General features: G+C 44.7%; 18 protein-coding genes. 2 read left to right on the top strand and 16 right to left on the bottom strand.

Annotation, left to right across the window (positions count from 1 at the left end):
- The 12 genes from AC58PV_RS29250 to AC58PV_RS29305 all read right to left on the bottom strand — a co-directional run.
- On the bottom strand, positions 1-184 hold a 184-nt coding region (locus tag AC58PV_RS29250), incomplete at its 3' end, for a hypothetical protein (RefSeq protein ID WP_497436317.1).
- A 206-nt stretch (positions 185-390) separates the two neighbouring features.
- Positions 391-2112 carry an assimilatory sulfite reductase (NADPH) hemoprotein subunit gene (cysI, locus tag AC58PV_RS29255; RefSeq protein WP_497436319.1) on the bottom strand — a complete coding sequence of 574 codons (1722 nt, stop codon included), beginning with the start codon at positions 2110-2112 and terminating at the stop codon, positions 391-393.
- A 38-nt stretch (positions 2113-2150) separates the two neighbouring features.
- Positions 2151-3977: an assimilatory sulfite reductase (NADPH) flavoprotein subunit gene (locus AC58PV_RS29260; protein WP_497436320.1), complete on the bottom strand. Its 1827-nt coding sequence runs from the start codon at positions 3975-3977 to the stop codon at positions 2151-2153.
- A gap of 208 nt (positions 3978-4185) precedes the next feature.
- Positions 4186-5028: a carbohydrate ABC transporter permease gene (locus AC58PV_RS29265; protein WP_068671015.1), complete on the bottom strand. Its 843-nt coding sequence runs from the start codon at positions 5026-5028 to the stop codon at positions 4186-4188.
- A gap of 13 nt (positions 5029-5041) precedes the next feature.
- Complete coding sequence (locus tag AC58PV_RS29270) at positions 5042-5920, bottom strand: carbohydrate ABC transporter permease (protein ID WP_497436322.1); 879 nt, start codon at positions 5918-5920, stop codon at positions 5042-5044.
- 82 nt (positions 5921-6002) lie between these two features.
- Positions 6003-7340, bottom strand: a complete 1338-nt coding sequence (locus AC58PV_RS29275; RefSeq protein WP_497436323.1) for an ABC transporter substrate-binding protein — start codon at positions 7338-7340, stop codon at positions 6003-6005.
- Between the two features lie 126 nt (positions 7341-7466).
- Entirely contained in the window at positions 7467-9056 is a 1590-nt protein-coding gene (locus AC58PV_RS29280; protein WP_497436324.1) for a response regulator, read from the bottom strand.
- A 3-nt stretch (positions 9057-9059) separates the two neighbouring features.
- Positions 9060-10862 carry a sensor histidine kinase gene (locus tag AC58PV_RS29285; protein WP_497436326.1) on the bottom strand — a complete coding sequence of 601 codons (1803 nt, stop codon included), beginning with the start codon at positions 10860-10862 and terminating at the stop codon, positions 9060-9062.
- A 118-nt stretch (positions 10863-10980) separates the two neighbouring features.
- The gene (sda, locus tag AC58PV_RS29290; RefSeq protein ID WP_497436327.1) at positions 10981-11151 is read right to left on the bottom strand and encodes a sporulation histidine kinase inhibitor Sda; all 171 of its coding nucleotides are present in this window, start codon (positions 11149-11151) and stop codon (positions 10981-10983) included.
- On the bottom strand, positions 11144-11311 hold the full coding sequence (locus AC58PV_RS29295) for a hypothetical protein (protein ID WP_497436328.1): 168 nt from the start codon (positions 11309-11311) through the stop codon (positions 11144-11146). Before AC58PV_RS29295 ends, sda begins: the two co-directional genes overlap by 8 nt.
- 550 nt (positions 11312-11861) lie before the next feature.
- Positions 11862-12131: a late competence development ComFB family protein gene (locus AC58PV_RS29300; RefSeq protein WP_497436329.1), complete on the bottom strand. Its 270-nt coding sequence runs from the start codon at positions 12129-12131 to the stop codon at positions 11862-11864.
- Between the two features lie 50 nt (positions 12132-12181).
- Positions 12182-14887: an alpha-L-rhamnosidase gene (locus AC58PV_RS29305; RefSeq protein WP_497436330.1), complete on the bottom strand. Its 2706-nt coding sequence runs from the start codon at positions 14885-14887 to the stop codon at positions 12182-12184.
- Between the two features lie 226 nt (positions 14888-15113).
- On the opposite strand from AC58PV_RS29305, the gene AC58PV_RS29310 reads away from it, so the two are divergent.
- On the top strand, positions 15114-15635 hold the full coding sequence (locus AC58PV_RS29310; protein WP_497436332.1) for a metal-dependent hydrolase: 522 nt from the start codon (positions 15114-15116) through the stop codon (positions 15633-15635).
- Positions 15636-15685: 50 nt separating this feature from the next.
- Here the strand turns inward: AC58PV_RS29310 and AC58PV_RS29315 are convergent, their stop codons facing one another.
- Complete coding sequence (locus tag AC58PV_RS29315) at positions 15686-17437, bottom strand: sensor histidine kinase (protein ID WP_497436333.1); 1752 nt, start codon at positions 17435-17437, stop codon at positions 15686-15688.
- Positions 17438-17736: 299 nt separating this feature from the next.
- Here AC58PV_RS29315 and greA point away from each other — a divergent pair, with 299 nt between their 5' ends.
- Positions 17737-18207 (top strand): transcription elongation factor GreA, encoded by a 471-nt coding sequence (gene greA / locus AC58PV_RS29320; protein WP_497436334.1) that lies wholly within the window; start codon positions 17737-17739, stop codon positions 18205-18207.
- Positions 18208-18268: 61 nt separating this feature from the next.
- Here the strand turns inward: greA and murI are convergent, their stop codons facing one another.
- The 3 genes from murI to AC58PV_RS29335 all read right to left on the bottom strand — a co-directional run bounded on the left by murI (position 18269) and on the right by AC58PV_RS29335 (position 20497).
- The gene (gene murI / locus AC58PV_RS29325; protein WP_497436336.1) at positions 18269-19039 is read right to left on the bottom strand and encodes a glutamate racemase; all 771 of its coding nucleotides are present in this window, start codon (positions 19037-19039) and stop codon (positions 18269-18271) included.
- A gap of 30 nt (positions 19040-19069) precedes the next feature.
- A complete protein-coding gene (locus AC58PV_RS29330) occupies positions 19070-19840 on the bottom strand; it encodes a Cof-type HAD-IIB family hydrolase (RefSeq protein WP_497436337.1) in 771 nt (256 codons plus the stop codon).
- 126 nt (positions 19841-19966) lie between these two features.
- A complete protein-coding gene (locus AC58PV_RS29335) occupies positions 19967-20497 on the bottom strand; it encodes an ATP-dependent Clp protease proteolytic subunit (RefSeq protein ID WP_497436338.1) in 531 nt (176 codons plus the stop codon).
- Positions 20498-20514: the final 17 nt, after the last annotated feature.

Consider the following 20514-nt stretch of genomic DNA (forward strand, 5'->3'; position numbering starts at 1 on the left):
CAAAGTATGCAAGCCTAGGAGCGATCTTTTTATCTACACCTACAAACATCGTGGAAGAGCAGAAATATGCTTCAATTCGTAATTGGAAGCGCTTTACTCGACAGCCTGATATTTTCCATCTATTTTTTTTGAGATAATCTTGAATAAAATTGGTGGTATCTCCGCCCACTCCCCACGAACCCATTAGCTACTCCACAACACGGCTCCCACATCATGCACTATTCACACAAACTAAGCATCAACGAGTTACCAAGAAGTGACTCGTGTTACGCTCAATACGAGTCGGTACGCCGAGCGCAACTACAGTTGATATCTCGCTACCATGTACCACTTTCCGCCGCAACAAAAAAAGCAGCTTAAGCCACTATCGACTTAAACTGCTTTTCTATACTATGCGTGGAAATCTTGACCTGAAAGAACTTCTTTCACGTAGCCAGCGCGGATAACGAAGTCACCGAAGTGCTCTTCGCCTTGACGCTCTCTTGCATAGTGCGGAATGATCGTTTGCAGGGAATCCAGAATTTCGGATTCACCAATGTTTTCTTTGTACAATTTATTCAAGCGGTTCCCAGCGAAGCCGCCGCCTAGGTACATGTTGTACTTGCCTGCTGCTTTACCGATGAATGCAAGTTCAGCTAGCATCGGACGTGCGCAACCATTGGGGCAGCCTGTCATCCGAATCGTAATTTCCTGCTCGCGAAGCCCTGCACCTTCCAGAATAGCTTCGACTTTGGTGATCAATGAAGGCAAGTAACGCTCGGATTCCGCCATTGCGAGACCGCAAGTTGGGAAAGCTACACATGCCATCGAATTTCTACGAAGCGCAGAATAGTGAAGACCATCCGTAATGCCGTGCTCTTTGATCAGATCCTCAATTTTCTTCTTCTTCTGAGCGCTCACGTTACCGATCATCAAATTCTGATTCGACGTAAGTCGGAAGTCGCCATTATGGATCTTCGCAATTTCGCGAAGCCCCGTCATCAAACGGTAGTCGCCGTCGTCCATCACGCGGCCATTTTGAATGAACATCGTGAAATTCCATTTCCCGTTGCTATTCTTTACCCAACCATAACGATCTCCGTTGGATTCGAAATGGAACGCTCGTGTTGGCTCAAGATTCCAACCAAGACGTGTTTGCAGTTCGTTAACGAACCACTCAATTCCGCGATCGTCAATTGTGTATTTGAAACGAGCATGTTTACGAACGGAACGATCCCCATAATCACGTTGGATCATAACCGTTTTCTCAGCTAGATCAACCGCTTGCTCTGGCTTGATGAAGCCGATTACTTTAGCAACCTGCGGGTATGTCTTAACATCCCCGTGGGACATCCCCATGCCGCCGCCAACGGATACGTTAAAGCCGACAAGCTTGCCGTCTTCCACTACCGCGATATAACCAAGATCCTGTGAGTAGACGTCTACATCGTTGGAAGGTGGAACTGCGATTCCGATTTTGAACTTACGCGGTAAGTACACGTGACCATAGATAGGTTCTTGCTCTTCCCCATCGCGGCTATCGATCAACTTCTCACCATCAAGCCAAATCTCATGATACGCTCTTGTACGTGGGTCCAAGTGGTTGGAAATGCGGCTCGCCCACTCATACACTTCTCCATGAACCTCGGATTGGTACGGATTTGGGTTACACATCACGTTACGATTCACGTCGCCGCAAGCGGCAAGCGTGCTTAGCATGGATGCGTTCACTTCTTGAATCGTTTTCTTCATGTTCCATTTGATAACACCATGCAATTGGAATGATTGACGTGTCGTTAGACGAATCGTCCCGTTCGCATACTTCTGTGCTACGCGATCCATCATCAACCACTGCTCAGGGGTCACGATTCCGCCCGCAGCACGCACACGCAACATGAACTGGTAAGCAGGCTCAAGCTTCTGCTTAGCACGTTCGTTACGCAAGTCACGGTCGTCTTGCATGTAGCTGCCGTGGAACTTCATCAAGCGGTTGTCATCCTCGGGAATGGAACCTGTGATGCGATCTTCAAGCGTTTCTTCTAAACTTCCGCGCAAATAATTACTGCGGATTTTAATTTGTTCAACATCACTATGCGGCGCACTATTCTTCGATAGCAAATTATTTTCTGACATCTTGAACTTTCTCCTCTCGCGATCGTGGGGACCCCGTATTAATAAACATCCCGTTGATAACGTTTTTGCTGTTGCATGTTAGCCAAGTATTGCACGGCTTCTTCATTATTTAATCCGCCCTCTTGCTCAAGAATCGTGAGCAGCGCAGCATTTACATCGTGTGCCATCTTCTTCTCGTCACCGCAAATATAGACAACAGCGCCTTCTTGCAGCCATTGATAAAGCTCACGGCTCTTCTCTAGCATACGGTTCTGTACGTATACTTTTTGATCTGTATCACGGGAGAAAGCTACGTCTAATTTCGTTAGAACGCCATCTTTCAACCAACGCTGCCATTCCACTTGGTACAAGAAGTCTGTAGCGAAGTGTTGATCACCGTAGAATAACCACGTTTTACCATCTGCACCCGTCTCTTCTCTCTCTGCAAGGAATGAACGGAACGGTGCTACACCTGTACCAGGTCCAATCATAATAATTGGCGTTTCAGGGTTCTCAGGCAGCTTGAAATTCGGGTTGCTCTGAATGTAAACCGGCAAAGCAGCGCCAGATAGTGCACGCTCAGCAAGGTGAACGGAACATACCCCATAACGGTTACGTCCATTCGCTTCGTAGCGAACCGAACGCACAGTGATGTGTACTTCATCCGGTGAAGCTTTGGATGAACTTGCAATCGAGTATAAGCGAGCAGGCAATTTACGAAGTACAGCAACGAATTGAGTAGCAGACACGCCTTGTAAGGAGAAGTCTTGCACCAAATCCAGAAGATCGCGACCTGCAATGTAGGCTTTCAACTCCGCTTCATTACCAGGGGTAACAAGGGCTTGAAGCTTATCGTTTGACGTCAGCTTTGCTACTTGCTCTAGCAGAGGCTTCGTCAAGACAGTAATTTCAAAGTTGCGAAGCAGCGCTTCTTGCAAAGGACGCTCTTCCCCATTTTTGTTTACAGCAACTGGCGTACTTGCATTCCAGTCCATCGCTTGAATCAATTCATTGACAAGACGCGGGTGATTCTCTGGGAATACACCTAAGCTATCGCCTGGCTCGTATTGCAGATTGGAACCTTCTAATGAGATCTCCACGTGGCGCGTTTCACGATCGGAGCCGCGGCCATTCAAGTTCAAGTTCTCAAGCACTTCGGCTTGGAACGGATTCGTTCTGGAGTATTCTGACTCCGCAGAAACCGCAGTTCCCACAGCAGCTGCTGTGCCACCACCAACAGCATTTGCCGAGGAAGCGTTCAACGCTCCAAGTACGCTTGTAACCCAAGCTGCTGCCGGCTCGTCAAAATCAACATCACAATCAACACGTTCAGTTAAGGATTTAGCACCAAGCTCTTGCAAACGCTTATCAAAATCTTTGCCCGTTTGGCAGAAGAACTCATATGACGTATCACCTAAGGAAAGAACGGAATAACGAAGTTCGTCTAACTGAGGTGCTCTTTTACTATGAAGAAACTCGTAGAAAGAGATCGCGTTATCAGGCGCATCGCCTTCACCATGTGTACTTACGATGATGAGCAGGTTTTGAACCTTTTTGAGATTATTCGGTTTAAAATCGCTCATGGAGGAGAGCGTTACTTGGAAGGATTGCTCTTCCAGTTTCTTAGCGAACTTTTTGGCTAACCCATGGGAATTCCCTGTTTGAGAACCAAAAAGCAAGGTAACTTCTTTGGAAATGACAGGTTGACTAGCTACAGCCGTAGGAACGGAAGCAACTGGCGCTGTCGCAGAAGTTGTCGAACCTTGTTGAGCAGTTAAATAACCACTCAGCCAAATGCGTTGTGTATCGGTTAACGTTGGTAGGACACGGTTGAGCAATTCAACTTGCTCTTGGTTAAAAGGACTGTTTAAGACTTGAAGTTCCAACAAAATCCACCTCATCAGCATGTATTGATAAGCTTTGCTATTTTTCGCACTATTTTTACTCTCCATTGAAAATTATCACAGTGCGCACCGTAGGTCAATTAGAATCATCTTATGAGATATATAAGGGGAACTGATATATGGTTTAATTGACACTTTTCATGCAAAAAATGACCCCAAAAAGGGATCATTTTACCATTTACATCCAATATTAACCTTTTACCGCTGACCCTACGGTCATGGCTTTCTCAACTTGTTCACTGAATAAAATATAAACGAGTACTGTTGGCAAACTGGCAATCGTCATCGCCGCCCCCATCGCGCCCCAGTTCGTTGTAAACTGGCCTTGGAAGAATAGTAACCCGAGAGGTAAAGTTTTCAGTGATTCTTTGGTAATTAAAATAAGTGCCATCGTGAATTCATTCCAAGAAGATAAGAAGACGAATATGACCATTGTTGCCATTGCCGGTTTAATGATGGGTAAAATAATGGTATAAAAGGTGCGATAAATGCTAGCCCCATCCATGCAAGCAGATTCTTCAAGCTCGACTGGGATGGAACGGAAGAACCCATAGAACACCATGCTGGAGAACGAAATATTAAAGGCAATATAGGGAACAATGAGTGCACCATACGTATTAGCTAGGTGGAAGTCACGCACCAGAATGGCCAGTGGAATCATGATCACTTGTACAGGAATGAACATCCCGATGACAACATAGATCCTTGCCACTTCCTTGAAGCGCCAATGCATGCGAGCTACCGCATAGGAAAACGTTACAGCGAGAACAATCGTCCCAACAACCGTGCAGGCTGCTACGAGCAAGCTATTGCTAAAGTACTGCGGTACATTAAATTTGGACCAAGCATCGATATAATTTTCAAAGCGAAAATGTGTCGGAATCCCGAAAGGATTCGTGACGAAAATTTCATTATTATTTTTGAGTGAATAGAAAATCATCCACAGTAACGGATACACCGACAACCCCGCATACACCCATAATAGGATGCCTAGAAGCGGATTCTTCTTGCGTAATTTAAGTAAGCCGTTCATTCAACATCCTCCTTTAAAAGGTCATACGTTCACGTGCAATAAGTTTATTAATCGCTAATGTTACAATCAAACATTCAATAACCAGGAACGCTGCTGCCGCGCTGCCATAACCGAATTCGCCAACACGGAACGCAGAACGGTACATCAAGTAGGTCAATGTGTAGGTTGAGTTACCAGGTCCGCCGCCCGTCATGATAAACATGTTAGCAAATGCGTTCAAACCACCTGTAATCGCGAGGACTAGGCAAAATTTATACGTCTCAGCCAGCATCGGGATTGTAATCTTCATATGTGCTTTGAATTTGGAAGCGCCGTCGATACGGGCAGCCTCTAAGTACTGTTCAGGGACAGATTTCACAGCTGCAAGAAGCAGTGCGAACTGGTATCCCATGTACTGCCAAGCATTGACGAACGCGATCGCGAAGATGGCTGTTTTGCTGTTCGTCAGCCAGTCTTGACGGTAAGAGATGCCAAGCGCTTCAAACACCTTGTTAATCAAGCCATACTCACTGTTATACATCGCCAACCACAGCTGACAGACGACAGTAATCGAAAGCACGACCGGAATGAAATATGAAATGCGTAGAATCTTACTCCCCTTGAAACCTTCTGCTACGGCAAAAGCGAGCACAGAACCGATCCCAATTTGCACAATGGCTAGGATGCCTGCAAACACGAGTCCATTGTAGAGGGATGTGTAAAAAATACTGTCTTGAAACAATTGTTTATAGTTATCTAGAAAGATAAACGTACCTTCACTCAGGCCATCCCATTCGAACGTACTGCGATAAAAGGTTTGTAGAATCGGATAAAACACGATCACTGTATACAAAAGGAGAGCCGGCAGCGTGAACAGTATAATCGCCGCTTTATTTCCCAAGAATTTGCGCATGTCATCACTTCCCTTGTAGAGTAGAAGACTCACGCTGGGGTGGAGCATTCCAGGGTGAGTCTCCTTGTCAAAAGAATCCCATTTATTTCGCTGTTACTGCTGCTTTTTCCAAATCTTTTACAAACATGTCAGACGTATAGTTACCCGTCATAAGGTTTTGTGTAGCATCTTCAAGCGCTGCTTTGAACTTCGGATTGGACAAGCCCCAGGAGAAAGCCGTCGTGCTTGTGATTTTCGGAATATCTTTGGAAAGCTGATCCATCATTGGCGGGAATTGCTTCACGATTGGCTTATCAACTTTCGTAGCTACAATCGGGTTGCTGCGGTTCGTGAACTTGTACTCTGCGTATTTCAAGGAGATGAAAGAAGCTACTTTGGCAGCAAGTTCTTTATCTTTCGTGTTAGCGGATACGGCATATCCACCAGGGCCGCCACTGCCGCTGAATGCTGTTTTACCTTTATCGTAGGCAGCTGCATCTGCTGCTGGCAAATACATGTAACCAGCTTTGTCGCCTAGCGCCTTCGTTGCTGCTTCAATTTCCCATTGACCGTTGATGAACATGGCTGCTTTACCTTCATGGTAAAGTGCTGCAGCTTGATCATAGTTCAAGTTCGTTGCACCTTTTGGCAGCATGCCCGCTTTGACAAGCTCGACAATTTTGTCTGCTGCTGTTTTGTACGCGGCATCGGATGCTTTCGCAGTACCTTTATCCAGTTTGTTGATACCAGCTGGTTCTGCGCGTGTTACGAACATGTCATACAGCGCTACGCACGGCCATTTCTCTTTGGCGAAAATGGAAAGCGGTGTAATACCTTTTGCGTTGAATGTTTTAACAGCTGTCATCATTTCATCATATGTTGTTGGCACTTTCACACCATTTTGTTGGAACAAATCTTTGTTGTAGTACAGGAGTGCTACTTCATTACCTGCATACGGGAATGCGTAAGTGTGACCATCATCCGTCACGAGTGTATTCATTGCGCTTGGCTGCATTTTGTCCTTGAAGCCAAACTTCGTTACATACTCATCCAACACCAGGATGTTATTGGATTTTTTGAACGTATCGATAATGTCTAAACCTGCTTGGAAAATATCTGGAAGATTCCCTGTCGCTGCATACGTCTTCAACTTCTGTCCATCATCTTGTGCTTGGATATCCAGCTCTAGCTCGACATTCGGCATTTCCTTTTTCAATTCGGCTACCGCATAGTCATAAGGTGTTTTCGTATCTTCATCTGCATATTGTGCATAAATTCTTAGTTTGACTGGTTTGGCATCCGTCTTAGCCGGTGCTGCTGTTGCTGCAGCCGTTGCCGCTGGTGCTGCGCTCGTTGTTTCCTTCGGTGTTTCTGTCGAACCGCAAGCTGCTAGGCTAGTCGCCGCGAGTAAGCTTACGAGAGTAACTGCCATCTTTTTCATGTGTAGACCTCCCAATAATTCTTGTGCGTTTCTCCTCTTTACATCCTCAGTATAGAGGCAAAAACCCACAGTGATAATGGAATAACTGAGGGCTTCTTGTAAAATCCGCACATTCGTGTGCAGTCGTTATATGCGATTATTTTCATACTCGCTTGGCGAGTAACCAAAGAATTTCTTGAAGCTTTTGCTAAAATAACTAGGGTCATTGACCCCAATCTGCTCAGCTATATCTGCCAGCCGAATGTTACCTTTACCTAATAATTCTTTCGCCTTGTGCATGCGAACATGGGTCACATAATCCGTGACAGTCATGCCGATTTCCTTTTTGAATATGGCCCGCAAGTAACTTGGGTTAATAAACACCTGTTGGGCAATCTGATCCAATTGCAGCTCCGAATTCATATATTGCCCCTCGATGTACTCTTTGGCGGATTGAGCAATCTTCGAAGATCTCGTCTTCCTATGTTTATTCGTATAGTGAATGGCTTTAGCGAAGAGCTCCTTAATCCATGAGGATGTACTCTCGATCGAACCCAACCGCTTAATTTCACTGTAGGGATAAAAAGCTTCGCCAAAACAGTCTTCAATGGGGTGCCCCATCTCTGTAACATAAGACAGGCAAACCGAGATTAACCCCATCGAAATCACATAGGTATACTCCAGTGACAGCCTTTGCTCACGAATGGATTGAAACACTTCTTCCAGCTTATCTTCTACTTTCTCCGTATTATGCATGCGCAAGAGCACAAGGAGCTCCTCGTTGACTTCAGTCGGGTAGAGCGCCTGCTTGCCAGATTCAAGCACGCTAGAGCCATATGCAATGACGCGATCATTCCCTAAAACGAATTTGTTCTGTAAAGCCTCCAGCGCTTCCAGGTACGAGGTGCGAATACCTCCGTAGCCAGACTGACTCCGACCGACACCAATGGTAATTGTAAATTTCAAATACTTTTTGATAAGGAAGATAAGCTTCTCATACCCCTCTAACGCGGGAACCTCGAGTTCCTTTCCTCCTTGGTGCTCGACCAAACAAATAATTCGTCCTTCCGGCCCGTTAAAAATGAGATGATGCCCTGTTTCCTCCAGCGCTTCGTTCAGAATGTTCGTCACGGCATACTTCCATAGTAAACGCTCACTCACTTGGTTCCATTTGACATCCAATTGATCGATCTCAATACAAGCTACGATGAACAAAGAGGAGGTAAATGATTCCCCGAGTTGTTGAAGCTTCTGCGTCGTTTCCTCTGGCGAATGATGATAGTCACTGGTAAGCAAATGGTTCAAATAACTTTCTTTCATCATTTGCTGATTTTCTTTGAGGGTGGATCTCTCTTCTCGCGCTCTTTCGTGCTCCTTCTGCAGCTTTACTAGGGTTAAAATGAGTTCATCCTTGGAAAACGGTTTGAGGATATAGTCCTCCACACCAAGCTTCAATGCCTTGCGCGCATAATCAAATTCGTTATGTCCTGTGATGAGGACAACGCTCGTAGCCGGGTAATGCTCCTTTAACTGTTCAGTCAGCGTCAAACCATCCATGAATGGCATGGTTATATCTACAAGCGCAATGTCAGGTCGATGCAACTGTACTTGCTCGAGGGCTTCAATCCCGTTCTTCGCTTCCGCACACAGTTCAAAGCCATAAGCCTCCCAGTCTAGCGCTGAACGCAAATATTCTCGAAAAATCGATTCATCATCCACAATTAAAATTTTCTGCATACGTCACTCTTCCTCACGTTGAAAAGGCAGCCAGAGCGTAACTTCTGTGCCCTGCCCCTGCTCACTAATAATTTGCAAACCATATTCTTCACCATAATACAATTGGATACGATCATTTACGTTCTTGAAACCATACCCCACAGCCTCTTGTGGCGATTCGGTCTTTTTTACAATAGCTTGGAGCCGGTCTGAATCCATACCCACACCATCATCGGCAACGATGATTTTTATTTTGGAATCAACAATTTCACCTGTTACCTTGAGAAGCCCTAGACTTCCTTTGGTTTTGAGTCCATGATAAATGGCGTTCTCGATAAGGGGCTGAATGGTTAGTTTCGGAATTTGACCGTGGAGCACATCGTTATGAATATCAAATTCATACGTAAACACATCGGAATAGCGGATTCGTTGGATGGCCAAATAGTCTTTCACGTTGCGAATTTCTTCTTCAATTGTGATGGTTTCGCGACCTTTGCTAAGCGCAGCGCGGTAGAAATCGGCAAGGGCTTTCGTAGTCCGCTGTACATCGCGGGTCCGTCCCATTTCGGACAGTGTATAGATGACATCCAACGTATTATAGAGAAAATGCGGCTTAATCTGCGCTTGAATGAGCGCGAGTTCGTATTCCCGCTTCTTCTTTTGCTCCCAATTAATATTGGTCAATAGCTCTTGAATACGCCGGATCATCGCATTAAAACCAGAGGACAACATCCCAATCTCGTCTTCTGAATTCACTTGGAATTCGATATCTAAGCTGCCTTCCTTGACTCGCTTCATATATTTCGTGAGCCCCATAATGGGCTTCGCGATCAGTTGGGAGAGCATTCCCGCGCCAAGTAGGGCGAAGAAGAGACACACAATACCGAGCAGTACGATAAGCAGTGTAATTTTGTGCGTATCTGCTGTCAAGGAAGCAAGCGGCGCCATCGAAATTAATTTCCAGCCAAAGCTAGGTACATCAGAGCTGACAACGAGCGTCTTCTCATATTCGAATGAAATCGGTTCAGACACATGCTTACTTGAAGTGATCCAACGCTTCATCTCGGGATTCGCCACTTCCTGGAGAACATCCTCTGGATGCTGAGATGAGGTAACGACGCCTTCATCGTCTACAATAAAGTAGCTGCCATCTTGGATTGAACCGATTTTCTGATAAATCGCAGATAAGGAACTTTCCTTAATATTGAGTACAAGCAGCCCAAGTTTCTGTCCGGTATAAATATTGACAATCCGCTTGCCAAGCGTCATCACCGTTTCTTGTGAACCATTGGTTAAATAATCCCTGCGTTGCATCGGGAACCAAATGTTATTCCCACTTGATGCATCAATTTGCTTCAACATAGGGCTAGAGGGCAGCCACTCCCGATTCCGCTCCATGAGCACATTCGAACCATAAACGCGATTATTCGTATCAATGAACGCTGCCGACTGCACATCAGGAAAGACGAGCAAAGCAAAGCTCAATTGATTCGTGATCTGCGTATACATCTGCAGGCTGGTTTCTGGTGCAGCCAAGGATTGCGTATCCTCGACAATGACCTTGTTCAGATTGATCGTAAGCATATTCGCGCAGCTCTCGACGTTCGTTAACATGCCTGTGATGCGGGTTATGATCAGGGAGGAGTTGTCCGACACGTTTTTGATCGTTTTCTTGACAATAGCGTTCGTGTACACTTGATTCGAAACGAATCCCAGCACAAACAAGGGTATGAAGATAAGTGGAAAATAAATGAGAATAATTTTATAACGAATACGTTGATTACGGAACCAATGTGCTGTAGGAATCAACTTCTGACGTATATGCATGCGTACCCTCCCTTTAACAAAAACAAAAAATCCCTTACCGTGCAACGTCAGGAATACCCTGTCCGTTACATTGTAAAGGATTCATACCTTTTTTTAAACTCACCAGTTAGCGTGGTCATTAGGTTGTGCTTTCTAAACTATTTTCACGGAATAAACTAATTTGCCTAGCTTGAATTTCTAAAAGTAAAAACACCAGAAACTCCTTGCTCAGCTTCATCCTGCTTGCATTTATATAGGCATCAACAAGCGTGTCATTGGAGATGGCTTTCAAATTATCGCGATCATTCATTGTGCAACAACCAATTCGGGCTTTCTTCTAACATCGACATCATCTTCTTCATCGATTGTTGAATTTGTTCGTCGGAGGGCAAGCAAATATTGCCATAAGATTGTTGTACAACATCCGTTAACACCGAATCAAACATGCCATTAAACTGCTCTGATTTCACAGGAACCCCTCCTAATTTTCATTTATTTGGAAATTCTTACTTCTATCTTAGCTCGAAGTGCGTGAAAAAACAGCGCATTTTTTTTTGCATCTCTTACATCTTTTTTTTCAATATTATGTAATTCCGTTTGCATTCAGGGGGCTGCTGTAAGTCCAAGGAACACATTTCGCTTACGTAACTCCAACGCCCATGTCGCGCATGTGAAGCAATCTTCTCTTCCGTTCCACTAGCTTAGGTCCGATTGCTCCCCCAATACAGGATAGTCCGAATTTGCCCAACTAATCTCACAGTCAGCATCAATTAAGCGTAATTAGTCCTAAAAAACCCAACTAATCCGACTCAAACAGCTCTCACACCAGGAAAATGTGAAAATAGTTCGGCAAAATCGGACTATTCGCCTATTTTCACTTGCCCTCTTCCTATTAATTGGGAAAAATCGGACTAAATGAGATTCAACTGGAATCAGCGACCACTCGCCGCACATCCCCCCTAATCAAAAACGCCGCCACCTCCGTCTGAACGGAGATAGCGGCGTATGGCTATCTTGCTTTTATTCACGATGATGCTGATGATGTTCAACAATGCTCGATGCTTCCATTAAATCTCGCATGACATCTGAGCGCAGCTGCTGATTCGTGAATTCACCTTTTACAAATAGATGCCCCTTCTCACTGGAAGTATAACGTGGCGGCAGCTTGTTCAGTGCGATGGCCAATATATCATCTTGGCACAATGTACAGTCACACTTCAATGCATAGTTCTTCCGGAATTCTTCGAATAACTGCTTAACCACGGTTTCCATAGCGTTGATGACAGCCATCTGTAACTCTCCCTCTTAGAACATCATTACGTCTATTATACTCAATAAACTTAGAATGACAAAGAAAGAGAGTTTGCATGCTGAACTTGGAATTCGTAGAGGCCAGAACCAAGCTCGATCCTTACATCACCATCCACTTCTCGAACACTTAGAATGCCTGGTGTGGCATCCAACTTATGACCATGACATGTCACTGCCGAAAGCGTCGTTCCAGCTAAAAAAGCCTCTCCGCTAGTGTTTGGCGGCAGCTGGAACGTATACTGAATACTCCCGCCATCTTCGATAACCCATTCACTGCGAACCTCACCATAGTTCGTAATGAGAGATGCTTTGGCATACGAGAGTCCAGAATCCGGGCGAGGTCGGAAGCTCATGCGTTTGTATCCAGGCTGCTCATCATCGGAATCCAAGCCTGCCACTTTGCGATATAACCAATCGCCAATTGACCCATACGCATAATGATTATAAGAATTCATTGCATCACTCCAGAACGATCCATCCGGTTTGATGCCATCCCAGTGCTCCCAAATGGTAGTAGCTCCTTGATGAATCGGGTACAGCCAAGAAGGATAGTCCTCTTGCATGACAAGCTTGACAGCCACATCATGATAACCATTCTCTGAAAGAACATGGCAGAGGTACGGTGTGCCGACAAACCCCGTTGTTAGATGGTAATTCTGCTCCTTGACATACTCAGCAAGGGTCGCTGCTAACCGTTCCCTAACACTTCCCTGCACCAGCCCGAACATCAATGGAAGTACGTGAGCAGTTTGCGTATGTCCCGCTAGTCTGCCACTTGGCGTCACGAATTCCGCGGTGAAAGCTTCAAGGATGCGCTCGTAGAGCGATGTGTATGCAACGACATCTGCTTCACGTCCTAGGACTTGGGCTGTTCGGACAAAAAGCGAAGTCGAATAAGCATAGAAGCACGTTGCGATTAAATCTTTGGGCGTTGCCCCGATGTAACTACCCTCTTTGGCGTCCAGTCCGAGCCAATCGCCGAAGTGGAAGCCCGTTTGCCACAAGTATTCATTATCTCCTTGTTGACGGATATAAGTAATCCAACCTTTCATACTGTCATACTGCTCTTCCAGCACACGTCTGTCCCCATAAACCTGATAGAGCGTCCATGGACAAATCACCGCCGCATCTCCCCAAGCAGCAGAAGAATGATCTTTGTCTTTCAGCACATGCGGGATCACGAACGGAACACCGCCATCTGCGCGTTGATCCGCTTTCAAATCTCGCAGCCATTTACTGAAAAAGAGTGCCACATCATAGTTAAAGGCTGCTGTGCGAATGAACACCTGCGCATCCCCTGTCCAGCCGAGTCGCTCATCACGCTGCGGGCAATCCGTTGGCACATCGAGGAAATTCCCCCTCTGCCCCCACACGATATTGCGCTGCAATTGATTCAGAAGTGCATGTGAACATTCGAACGTCCCTTTCGCTGCCATATCCGTGTGGATAACCTGACCTATGAAACACGATGCATCGAATGCCACCTCCTGTGGCCATCCCAATACTTTAACGTACCGGAAACCTTGGAAAGTGAAATGCGGTGCATATGTCTCTTCACCACGTCCACTACATACATAAGTAACCGACTGCTTCGCTGACCGCAAATTACCAATATAGAAATTTCCTTGTGCATCAAGCACTTCGGCATGCAGCAGTTCAATGCGTGTACCCGCAGGCAGTGTTACTTGCATCTGTACTTTTCCGACCATATTTTGACCAAAATCAATAACCGTTTCCCCTGACGGTGTTGCAATGACAGCAACAGGCTTCAGCTGTTCCGTTATCCGCGACGGTTCATTCTCTTGCATAACTAATGTTTCCTTGCCATAGCCCAGTTCAACACTTGAAATCCAATCTTGATCATCATAACTCGGCAGACTCCAACCCGTAAGTTCTAACTCCGCATCGTAGATTTCACCATGATAGATTTCTGACATGCGAACCGGTCCTAGTGAAGCTCGCCAGGAGGAATCACTGATGACGATCTCTTCCGTACCATCTTCATAGACAATATGCATTTGCAGGAGCAATGCCCTTACGCTTCCATACACATTCTGCTGATGACCCCAACCTAGGTTGCCTTTGTACCAACCATTCGCCAACACTGCACCAATGGTATGCTCAGCCCCTGTGTTCAAACTGCTCGTAACATCGTAAGCTTGAACCTGCAAACGCTGCTTGTAGCTGGTCCATCCTGGCGTTAACTCCCAATCCCCGACTCTGCTGCCATCAAGTACAAGCTCATAAACACCGTGACTTGTCGCATATATCGTCGCCTTACGGATTTGCCCGCTTACTTGGAAATTTTTCCGAAGATAGTAGGCTTCTACTGCATCTGGATCTATATGTTGAGGATCAGGTGTTATCCATTGCGCTTGCCAATCCGATGTTCGAAGCTGCCCCATTTCCCAGTAAGCGATTTCACTCCACGACGAGGCCAAACCAGATTGATTCCAAACCATTACGCGGTAGTAATATCGCGTCCGAGGCTGTAATTCTGGCCCAGCATAAGCAACAAGTACAGATTGATCCGAAGCGATACGAGTCGTATCCCAAACCAAGCTCCCTGCCTCAAATTGGCTAGGATGCAAGCTCACTTGAATCTGATAGGCGGATTGCAAAGAAGCGTTATCGTCTGCTTCGAGTTGCCAAGTAAAGCGAGGTTGAGCGGTGTCTAAGCCAACTGGGTTCTCTTGATTCTCACAAAATAAAGTTGAAATTCGAATGGTACTCATGAATTCTCCTCCTAGATACACGGTCAGTCGTGTGAGATGTGTTACCTAAATCTTGCATCTGTACGACTAATTGTAGAATATCCACCACCCCATTTATAAGGTGTATTCGGACATTTATATAGGTGGATTCAGACGATATTACTTTTGTATTGCGATCCCCTTAATTTCCATGTATAAATCGAATAGTATAAAGTTATATGAACTTACAGATAGGAAGGCGCTTATTATGCTACAAAAAACTCACAGTGTCGCTGGAATGATTGCAGCCGAAATCGTACTCATTCAAGGCGACATCTCCTTCTTCACATGGGAGGCCGCAGGTTCTCTCTTACTTGGATGCTTGGCAGGCACCCTAGCCGACGTTGACAAGCCAGGTTCGACCATGGCGAAGGTTCTCTTTCCTTTATCTGCTTTGCTTCACGTTTTGAAAATCAAACATCGAACATTGACGCACTCATTGCTATTCATGGCGCTGCTTGCGATGATTAGCTTACATCTGCCGCCCTTATATTTCTGGGTGTTCATCCTATCGTATGCTTCACATCCTATCATCGACCTTCTGAATGATCGTGGCGTCCAGCTTTTCTGGCCTGTTCCAATCCGAATCCGACTGCTTCCCAAATGGATTGCCATCGACACTGGCTCCGCAAGTGAAACCGTATTTCGTTGGATTTTGCTCGTTATCACTCTTATACTTCCGTTTTGGAATTATGTGTTGCCCTATCTGCCTTATTCACTAACATCATAAGAACGAAAAAAATCGCTAATTTGGGTGACCAAATAGCGATTTTTTCGTAACTACTGCATCGGAATTGATAGCTCAAAGCAAATAAAGCCTTCCTCCAGTTTAACTTCAATCGTTCCACGATAATACTCAACACGTTCCTTCACTACCGGTAGCCCAAGACCTTGATGACCACCTTCTAACTTGGTGCTATAACCGATTGCGAACAAATCCTTCTCATTTTCTAATTTAAAAGATGGATTCACTCGATTCTTCACGGAAATCTTCACATTGTTCGATTCCTTCCAGCCTTTCACAGAAACTTCTCGCTCGTCAACTGGGAATTTGTTCGCTTCATCGAAGGCATTATCAATGAGATTACCGATAATTTTTACGAGATCAACGGATTTCACGCCGAGGGATAACCCATCCAAACCAATAAATTCATAGGTAAAAGACACTTTGGTTCGCATCGCCAGCGTGATCTTCGATTGAATCAATGCAGCAATCGCGGGTTGACCAATTCGAATAATATCATTGACACTATTAATTTCCTCGATCAATTCTTCCATGTAGCGTAATTGGTCATCTTTTTCCCCGTTGGTCAATAATGCATACAAAGTTTGAACATGATTCAGAAAATCATGCCGTTGACTACGAATTGTTGCAAACATGAGGTCTACATTTTGAATATACATCTCTTGTGTGGACTGAACAGCTGTTTCACGCGATTTTGAAATGAACCGGAATACTAGCAAGACCAGAATACAACTGAATACGGTAAACAGGACAATGATTAGTGCGACCCGAATAAGTTGGTCATTCAATGTTTTCTGAATGGATTTGTAGTCCGAAACAATCGTGATCACATAGGGAATTTCTCGCTGAACTTCTGTTTTTCGCTCCTTAATCGGCACATACACAAATGTCTTTAAAATTGGACTGCCCTCGTAGCTTTCAACGGCACTTACGGGTTGCTTGTCCTGAATCGCCCTTTTGAAATTCGCATTATCATTCTCGTGGGTGATATTATGCGTACCGAATAATACAGGACGATCGTAAATGGAAATATACTTTATGCCATTTGGTCTCGTATATTCCTTCGGCTTCGTACCGAATGTGATCCCGTTTAATCCGGAAATTTCTAGAATATCGGGATTGGATGCCAGCGTTTTTTTGACAATCGTATCCGCACCTATAATATCCTTGAACTTCTGAATTTTATCTGCATTAACAAACACACAAATAATATAATTCGTTTCCCCATCATGATAATAGCCAAATTTACTAACATCGCTCGTGCCCGAAGCCGGCACTTCATAAATTCCCGCCCAAAAGTTAGGAAGTTTTTGCCCTTCGGGTATCGTAACATTGTGATTTTTCATCAGTTGGTCAAAAGCGGTAAACCAATACCCGAACGTAATTGTGCTTGTGAGCGTAAGTTCATTGGGATCAGAGGATTTACCAACCATGATATCATCGCCGATGCCACTTCGCTTCATGAGCGAAAATCCATCGACACCTGCTTCCACAGCAAGTGTGCTTAGCTGTGCATTCGTCACCTTCTCGATGTCTGGATCCAGTTTGCCTTTGGCAAATATCGCTGCAGATCGCAATTGTTCCCCAATCAGATCCTCAACAAAGAATGCTCCCGCTTCCGATTGCTCAATCGATGTTCGGATTTGATTCGCTGTCGTTGCCATCTGTTCAGACATAGCCTGTGTTAACAGGGATTTCGCATACCAATAATAGGAGCTATTGTTCGTAATCAATAACAGAATTACAATAATAAAAGTGATATAAATTACTCTTCTGTTTACCCTCATGAAGTTGTCACACTTTCCCATTTTGTATGCTGGACATTACAATCCTGTGCAAAAAAAATTTCCATTGCATGTACGACGAATTGCGCAGAAATCACTCCACGCTATGTTAGTATAGTAGCTGGAGAAATCATTGTCTATTAATTTAAAGGTATTCTCACCTTTATTTGGTAATATTATAAAAATGCGGGAGGAATCTTCAGCCGTCAATTCGTCATCACAAATTCCTGGAGCCGATTACTTTACTTGTCTCAAGGACTTTAGTAGTATAGCTATTATCGAATGAAACGAGGTGCTAGACTTTGTCCAATGATGAAATCATTTTGACCCCTGAGGGTTTACGCAGTTTAGAGCTAGAACTTGAAGATTTGAAAACTGTGAAGCGCAGAGAATTAGCAGAACGTATTAAATTAGCGATTTCATACGGCGATCTGAAGGAAAACAGTGAATATCATTCTGCCAAGAATGACCAGTCTTTTATGGAAACACGCGTTCTTACAATCGAACGAATGCTCAAGAAGGCCAAAGTAGTAACGAATACGAGCACATCCACAGTGCAAGTTGGTTCCACGGTTGTATTGAATGATGTTGAATTTGCTGAGAAAATCGAGTACAAAATCGTTGGTACGCAAGAAGCGGATGTCAACGAAAATAAAATTTCGTATGAAAGTCCACTCGGCATCTCCCTCATGAATAAGTCGGTAGGCGATGTCATTACGGTGAACGCACCTATGGGCATTATAAGCTACGAGTTGCTCGAGATCCGTATCTAATACACGACATGAAGAAAAGCAGTTCGTAACTAGTGACGCTAGTTATGAACTGCTTTCTTATTTAGATGGCTTGCAGGAAGGCAAGCGCCTTTGCCATCTTCTGTATGTAGGTGTCATCTAAGCTGGAGCACATCCATTTCACCTGTCCATTCCCCGTACCTTGCAGCTGATCGCTGTCCTGCAACACTTGCATCAAGTGATTGACAGTCCCTTTGCTTCCATCAACAATTTGAATATGGTCCGGTAAGATTTGAGTTAAAATCCCGCGATAAAAAGGATAATGTGTACAACCGAGGACTACCGTACCGAATGCGCTTAGATCAAATGGAGCTAATTTGGTCCTAAAATAATCGACAATTTGCGGACCATCCAACAGTAGATTTTCACAAAATTGGACCAACTCCGGAAGTGGTACAGAATCCACCATCCCCATATCATCAATACGGGATACGAGCTCTCTGTATTTCGCCTCTTGAAGTGTAAGCTGCGTGGCGAATACGAGCACTCTTTTGCCTGATGAACGATTCATCTCTACCGCTGGCTTCACCGCGGGTTCCATCCCAATAATGGGGATGGGATGAATTCTCCGCAACTCCGTAATCGCAATACTCGTTGCTGTATTACAGGCGATGACAAGCGCCTTAATATCTTCTTGTATAATGGTATCGACGGATTGCTTGACGAAGCCTAGAACCTCAGCTTTCGATTTCACCCCATAGGGAACATGTGCGGTATCTGCCAAATAGACAAAATCTTCCCGAGGCATGCGCTTCATGGCTTCGTTCAGAACTGTGATTCCACCTAGACCTGAATCAAAAAAAGCAATTTTCATCCTATTCACCCTATTTATTAGCGTTCTGTCTTAAAGTAGTCCTGCTGTAACAAGGCCGTTCCGTACGCCTTCTTCATCTACATGAGTCGTCACATGATCAGCGTATGGCAGTAAATCCTTATGCGAATTCCCCATTGCGATGCCGAAGCCGACATAAGAAAGCATTTCCATATCATTCAGACCGTCACCGAATGCTACCGCATCTTCAGGTTTCAATCCAATCAATTCTAGCATCGCGGCAATGCCTTGCGCCTTGGACCCGCCAGCTGGCAGGACATCCATCGCATGTTCGTGCCAACGGATCAGCTTAAACTCCGAATTCAGCCCTTCATACAAATGTTCATCTTGGGCTTCACAGTGCAGGAAAATTTGATAAATATCATTGGATTTCCAGAAATGCGGATCATAACTTGGCAAATCAACTTTCAAAGAGGATACAGAACTATGTACAAAAGGGTGATCTTGCGCATCTGTCGCAAATGTGTGCTGCCCCTCAAATACAAGCGAATGTTGGTGAGTAGCCGCTAGCTCTACTAAAGCCTCGATTGCGCTCTTGGCGATGACACGGTGATACAGAGGTTCTCCTTTGTAAACGGCATAGCCACCATTCAAGCATACATAAGAATCAATACCTAGCAGCTCAGCCAATGGTTTGATGAAATACGGTGCTCGTCCAGTTGCAATAACGGGTTCAATTCCGCTCTCTTTCAGTTGGTGAATCGCTTTAACGGTGCTTGCTGGCACCTGCTTGTCCTCATTAATTAATGTACCATCAATATCAAAAAATACAATTTTGTACACAGTAGGTTCTCCTTTACTTTCGGAAACAGCAGTTGCCGCCCCTTGTCTCTTTCTCTCAATTAAACACCAAATGCCCAGAAAAAACAAAGAAAAAAGAGAATCCCTTGGGCTTCTCTCCCACTTTTCCTATACGATACTATCAATGATGCCATAAGTTAATGCCTCTTCTGGACTCATGTACCAGTTCCGTTGATGCTCCTTCACACGATCCAGCTCATCTGCTTGCAGGTTCGTTCGGGACAACATACATTCATCATAGATGTTCTGCAACCGTTGCGTTTCATCCACGCGATTCTTTAAATGCTCCAAATGACCATCAATATGTGTAGAAACGGAGTGGTACATAAATGTACTTAATCTGCCTGCGTGCCTTTTATGCCCACTAACTGCGATCAGCAGACTCATACTTGCCGCTAGGCCGTATACATAGGTGTGAATGGGGGTTTTACTATTCTCCATCACATTAATTAGACCAAAACCATCGTATACACTGCCTCCGTTACTATTTATGATCAGGTCGATCGGCAGGCGTTTATAATCCTTTTCCTTCTTATCTTTGTCGTCATCCCATTGATTAAGTTTCATAATTTGCTCAACAATCAGTTTTACAGAGGTCTTATTGATGCCATCGAAGAGATAAAGGGTTCTGTCACTCATAACATGCCTCCTGTCCG

This window comes from Paenibacillus sp. J22FR83, from assembly GCF_059691955.1.

Excerpts from the sequence above, each read along its gene's own strand:
- cysI (WP_497436319.1), bottom strand. The coding sequence starts at position 2,112 with ATGTCAGAAAATAATTTGCTATCGAAGAATAGTGCGCCGCATAGTGAT.
- AC58PV_RS29265 (WP_068671015.1), bottom strand. The coding sequence starts at position 5,028 with ATGAACGGCTTACTTAAATTACGCAAGAAGAATCCGCTTCTAGGCATC.
- AC58PV_RS29270 (WP_497436322.1), bottom strand. The coding sequence starts at position 5,920 with ATGCGCAAATTCTTGGGAAATAAAGCGGCGATTATACTGTTCACGCTG.
- AC58PV_RS29275 (WP_497436323.1), bottom strand. The coding sequence starts at position 7,340 with ATGAAAAAGATGGCAGTTACTCTCGTAAGCTTACTCGCGGCGACTAGC.
- AC58PV_RS29280 (WP_497436324.1), bottom strand. The coding sequence starts at position 9,056 with ATGCAGAAAATTTTAATTGTGGATGATGAATCGATTTTTCGAGAATAT.
- AC58PV_RS29285 (WP_497436326.1), bottom strand. The coding sequence starts at position 10,862 with ATGCATATACGTCAGAAGTTGATTCCTACAGCACATTGGTTCCGTAAT.
- sda (WP_497436327.1), bottom strand. The coding sequence starts at position 11,151 with ATGAATGATCGCGATAATTTGAAAGCCATCTCCAATGACACGCTTGTT.
- AC58PV_RS29300 (WP_497436329.1), bottom strand. The coding sequence starts at position 12,131 with ATGGCTGTCATCAACGCTATGGAAACCGTGGTTAAGCAGTTATTCGAA.
- AC58PV_RS29305 (WP_497436330.1), bottom strand. The coding sequence starts at position 14,887 with ATGAGTACCATTCGAATTTCAACTTTATTTTGTGAGAATCAAGAGAAC.
- AC58PV_RS29310 (WP_497436332.1), top strand. The coding sequence starts at position 15,114 with ATGCTACAAAAAACTCACAGTGTCGCTGGAATGATTGCAGCCGAAATC.
- AC58PV_RS29315 (WP_497436333.1), bottom strand. The coding sequence starts at position 17,437 with ATGAGGGTAAACAGAAGAGTAATTTATATCACTTTTATTATTGTAATT.
- murI (WP_497436336.1), bottom strand. The coding sequence starts at position 19,039 with ATGAAAATTGCTTTTTTTGATTCAGGTCTAGGTGGAATCACAGTTCTG.
- AC58PV_RS29335 (WP_497436338.1), bottom strand. The coding sequence starts at position 20,497 with ATGAGTGACAGAACCCTTTATCTCTTCGATGGCATCAATAAGACCTCT.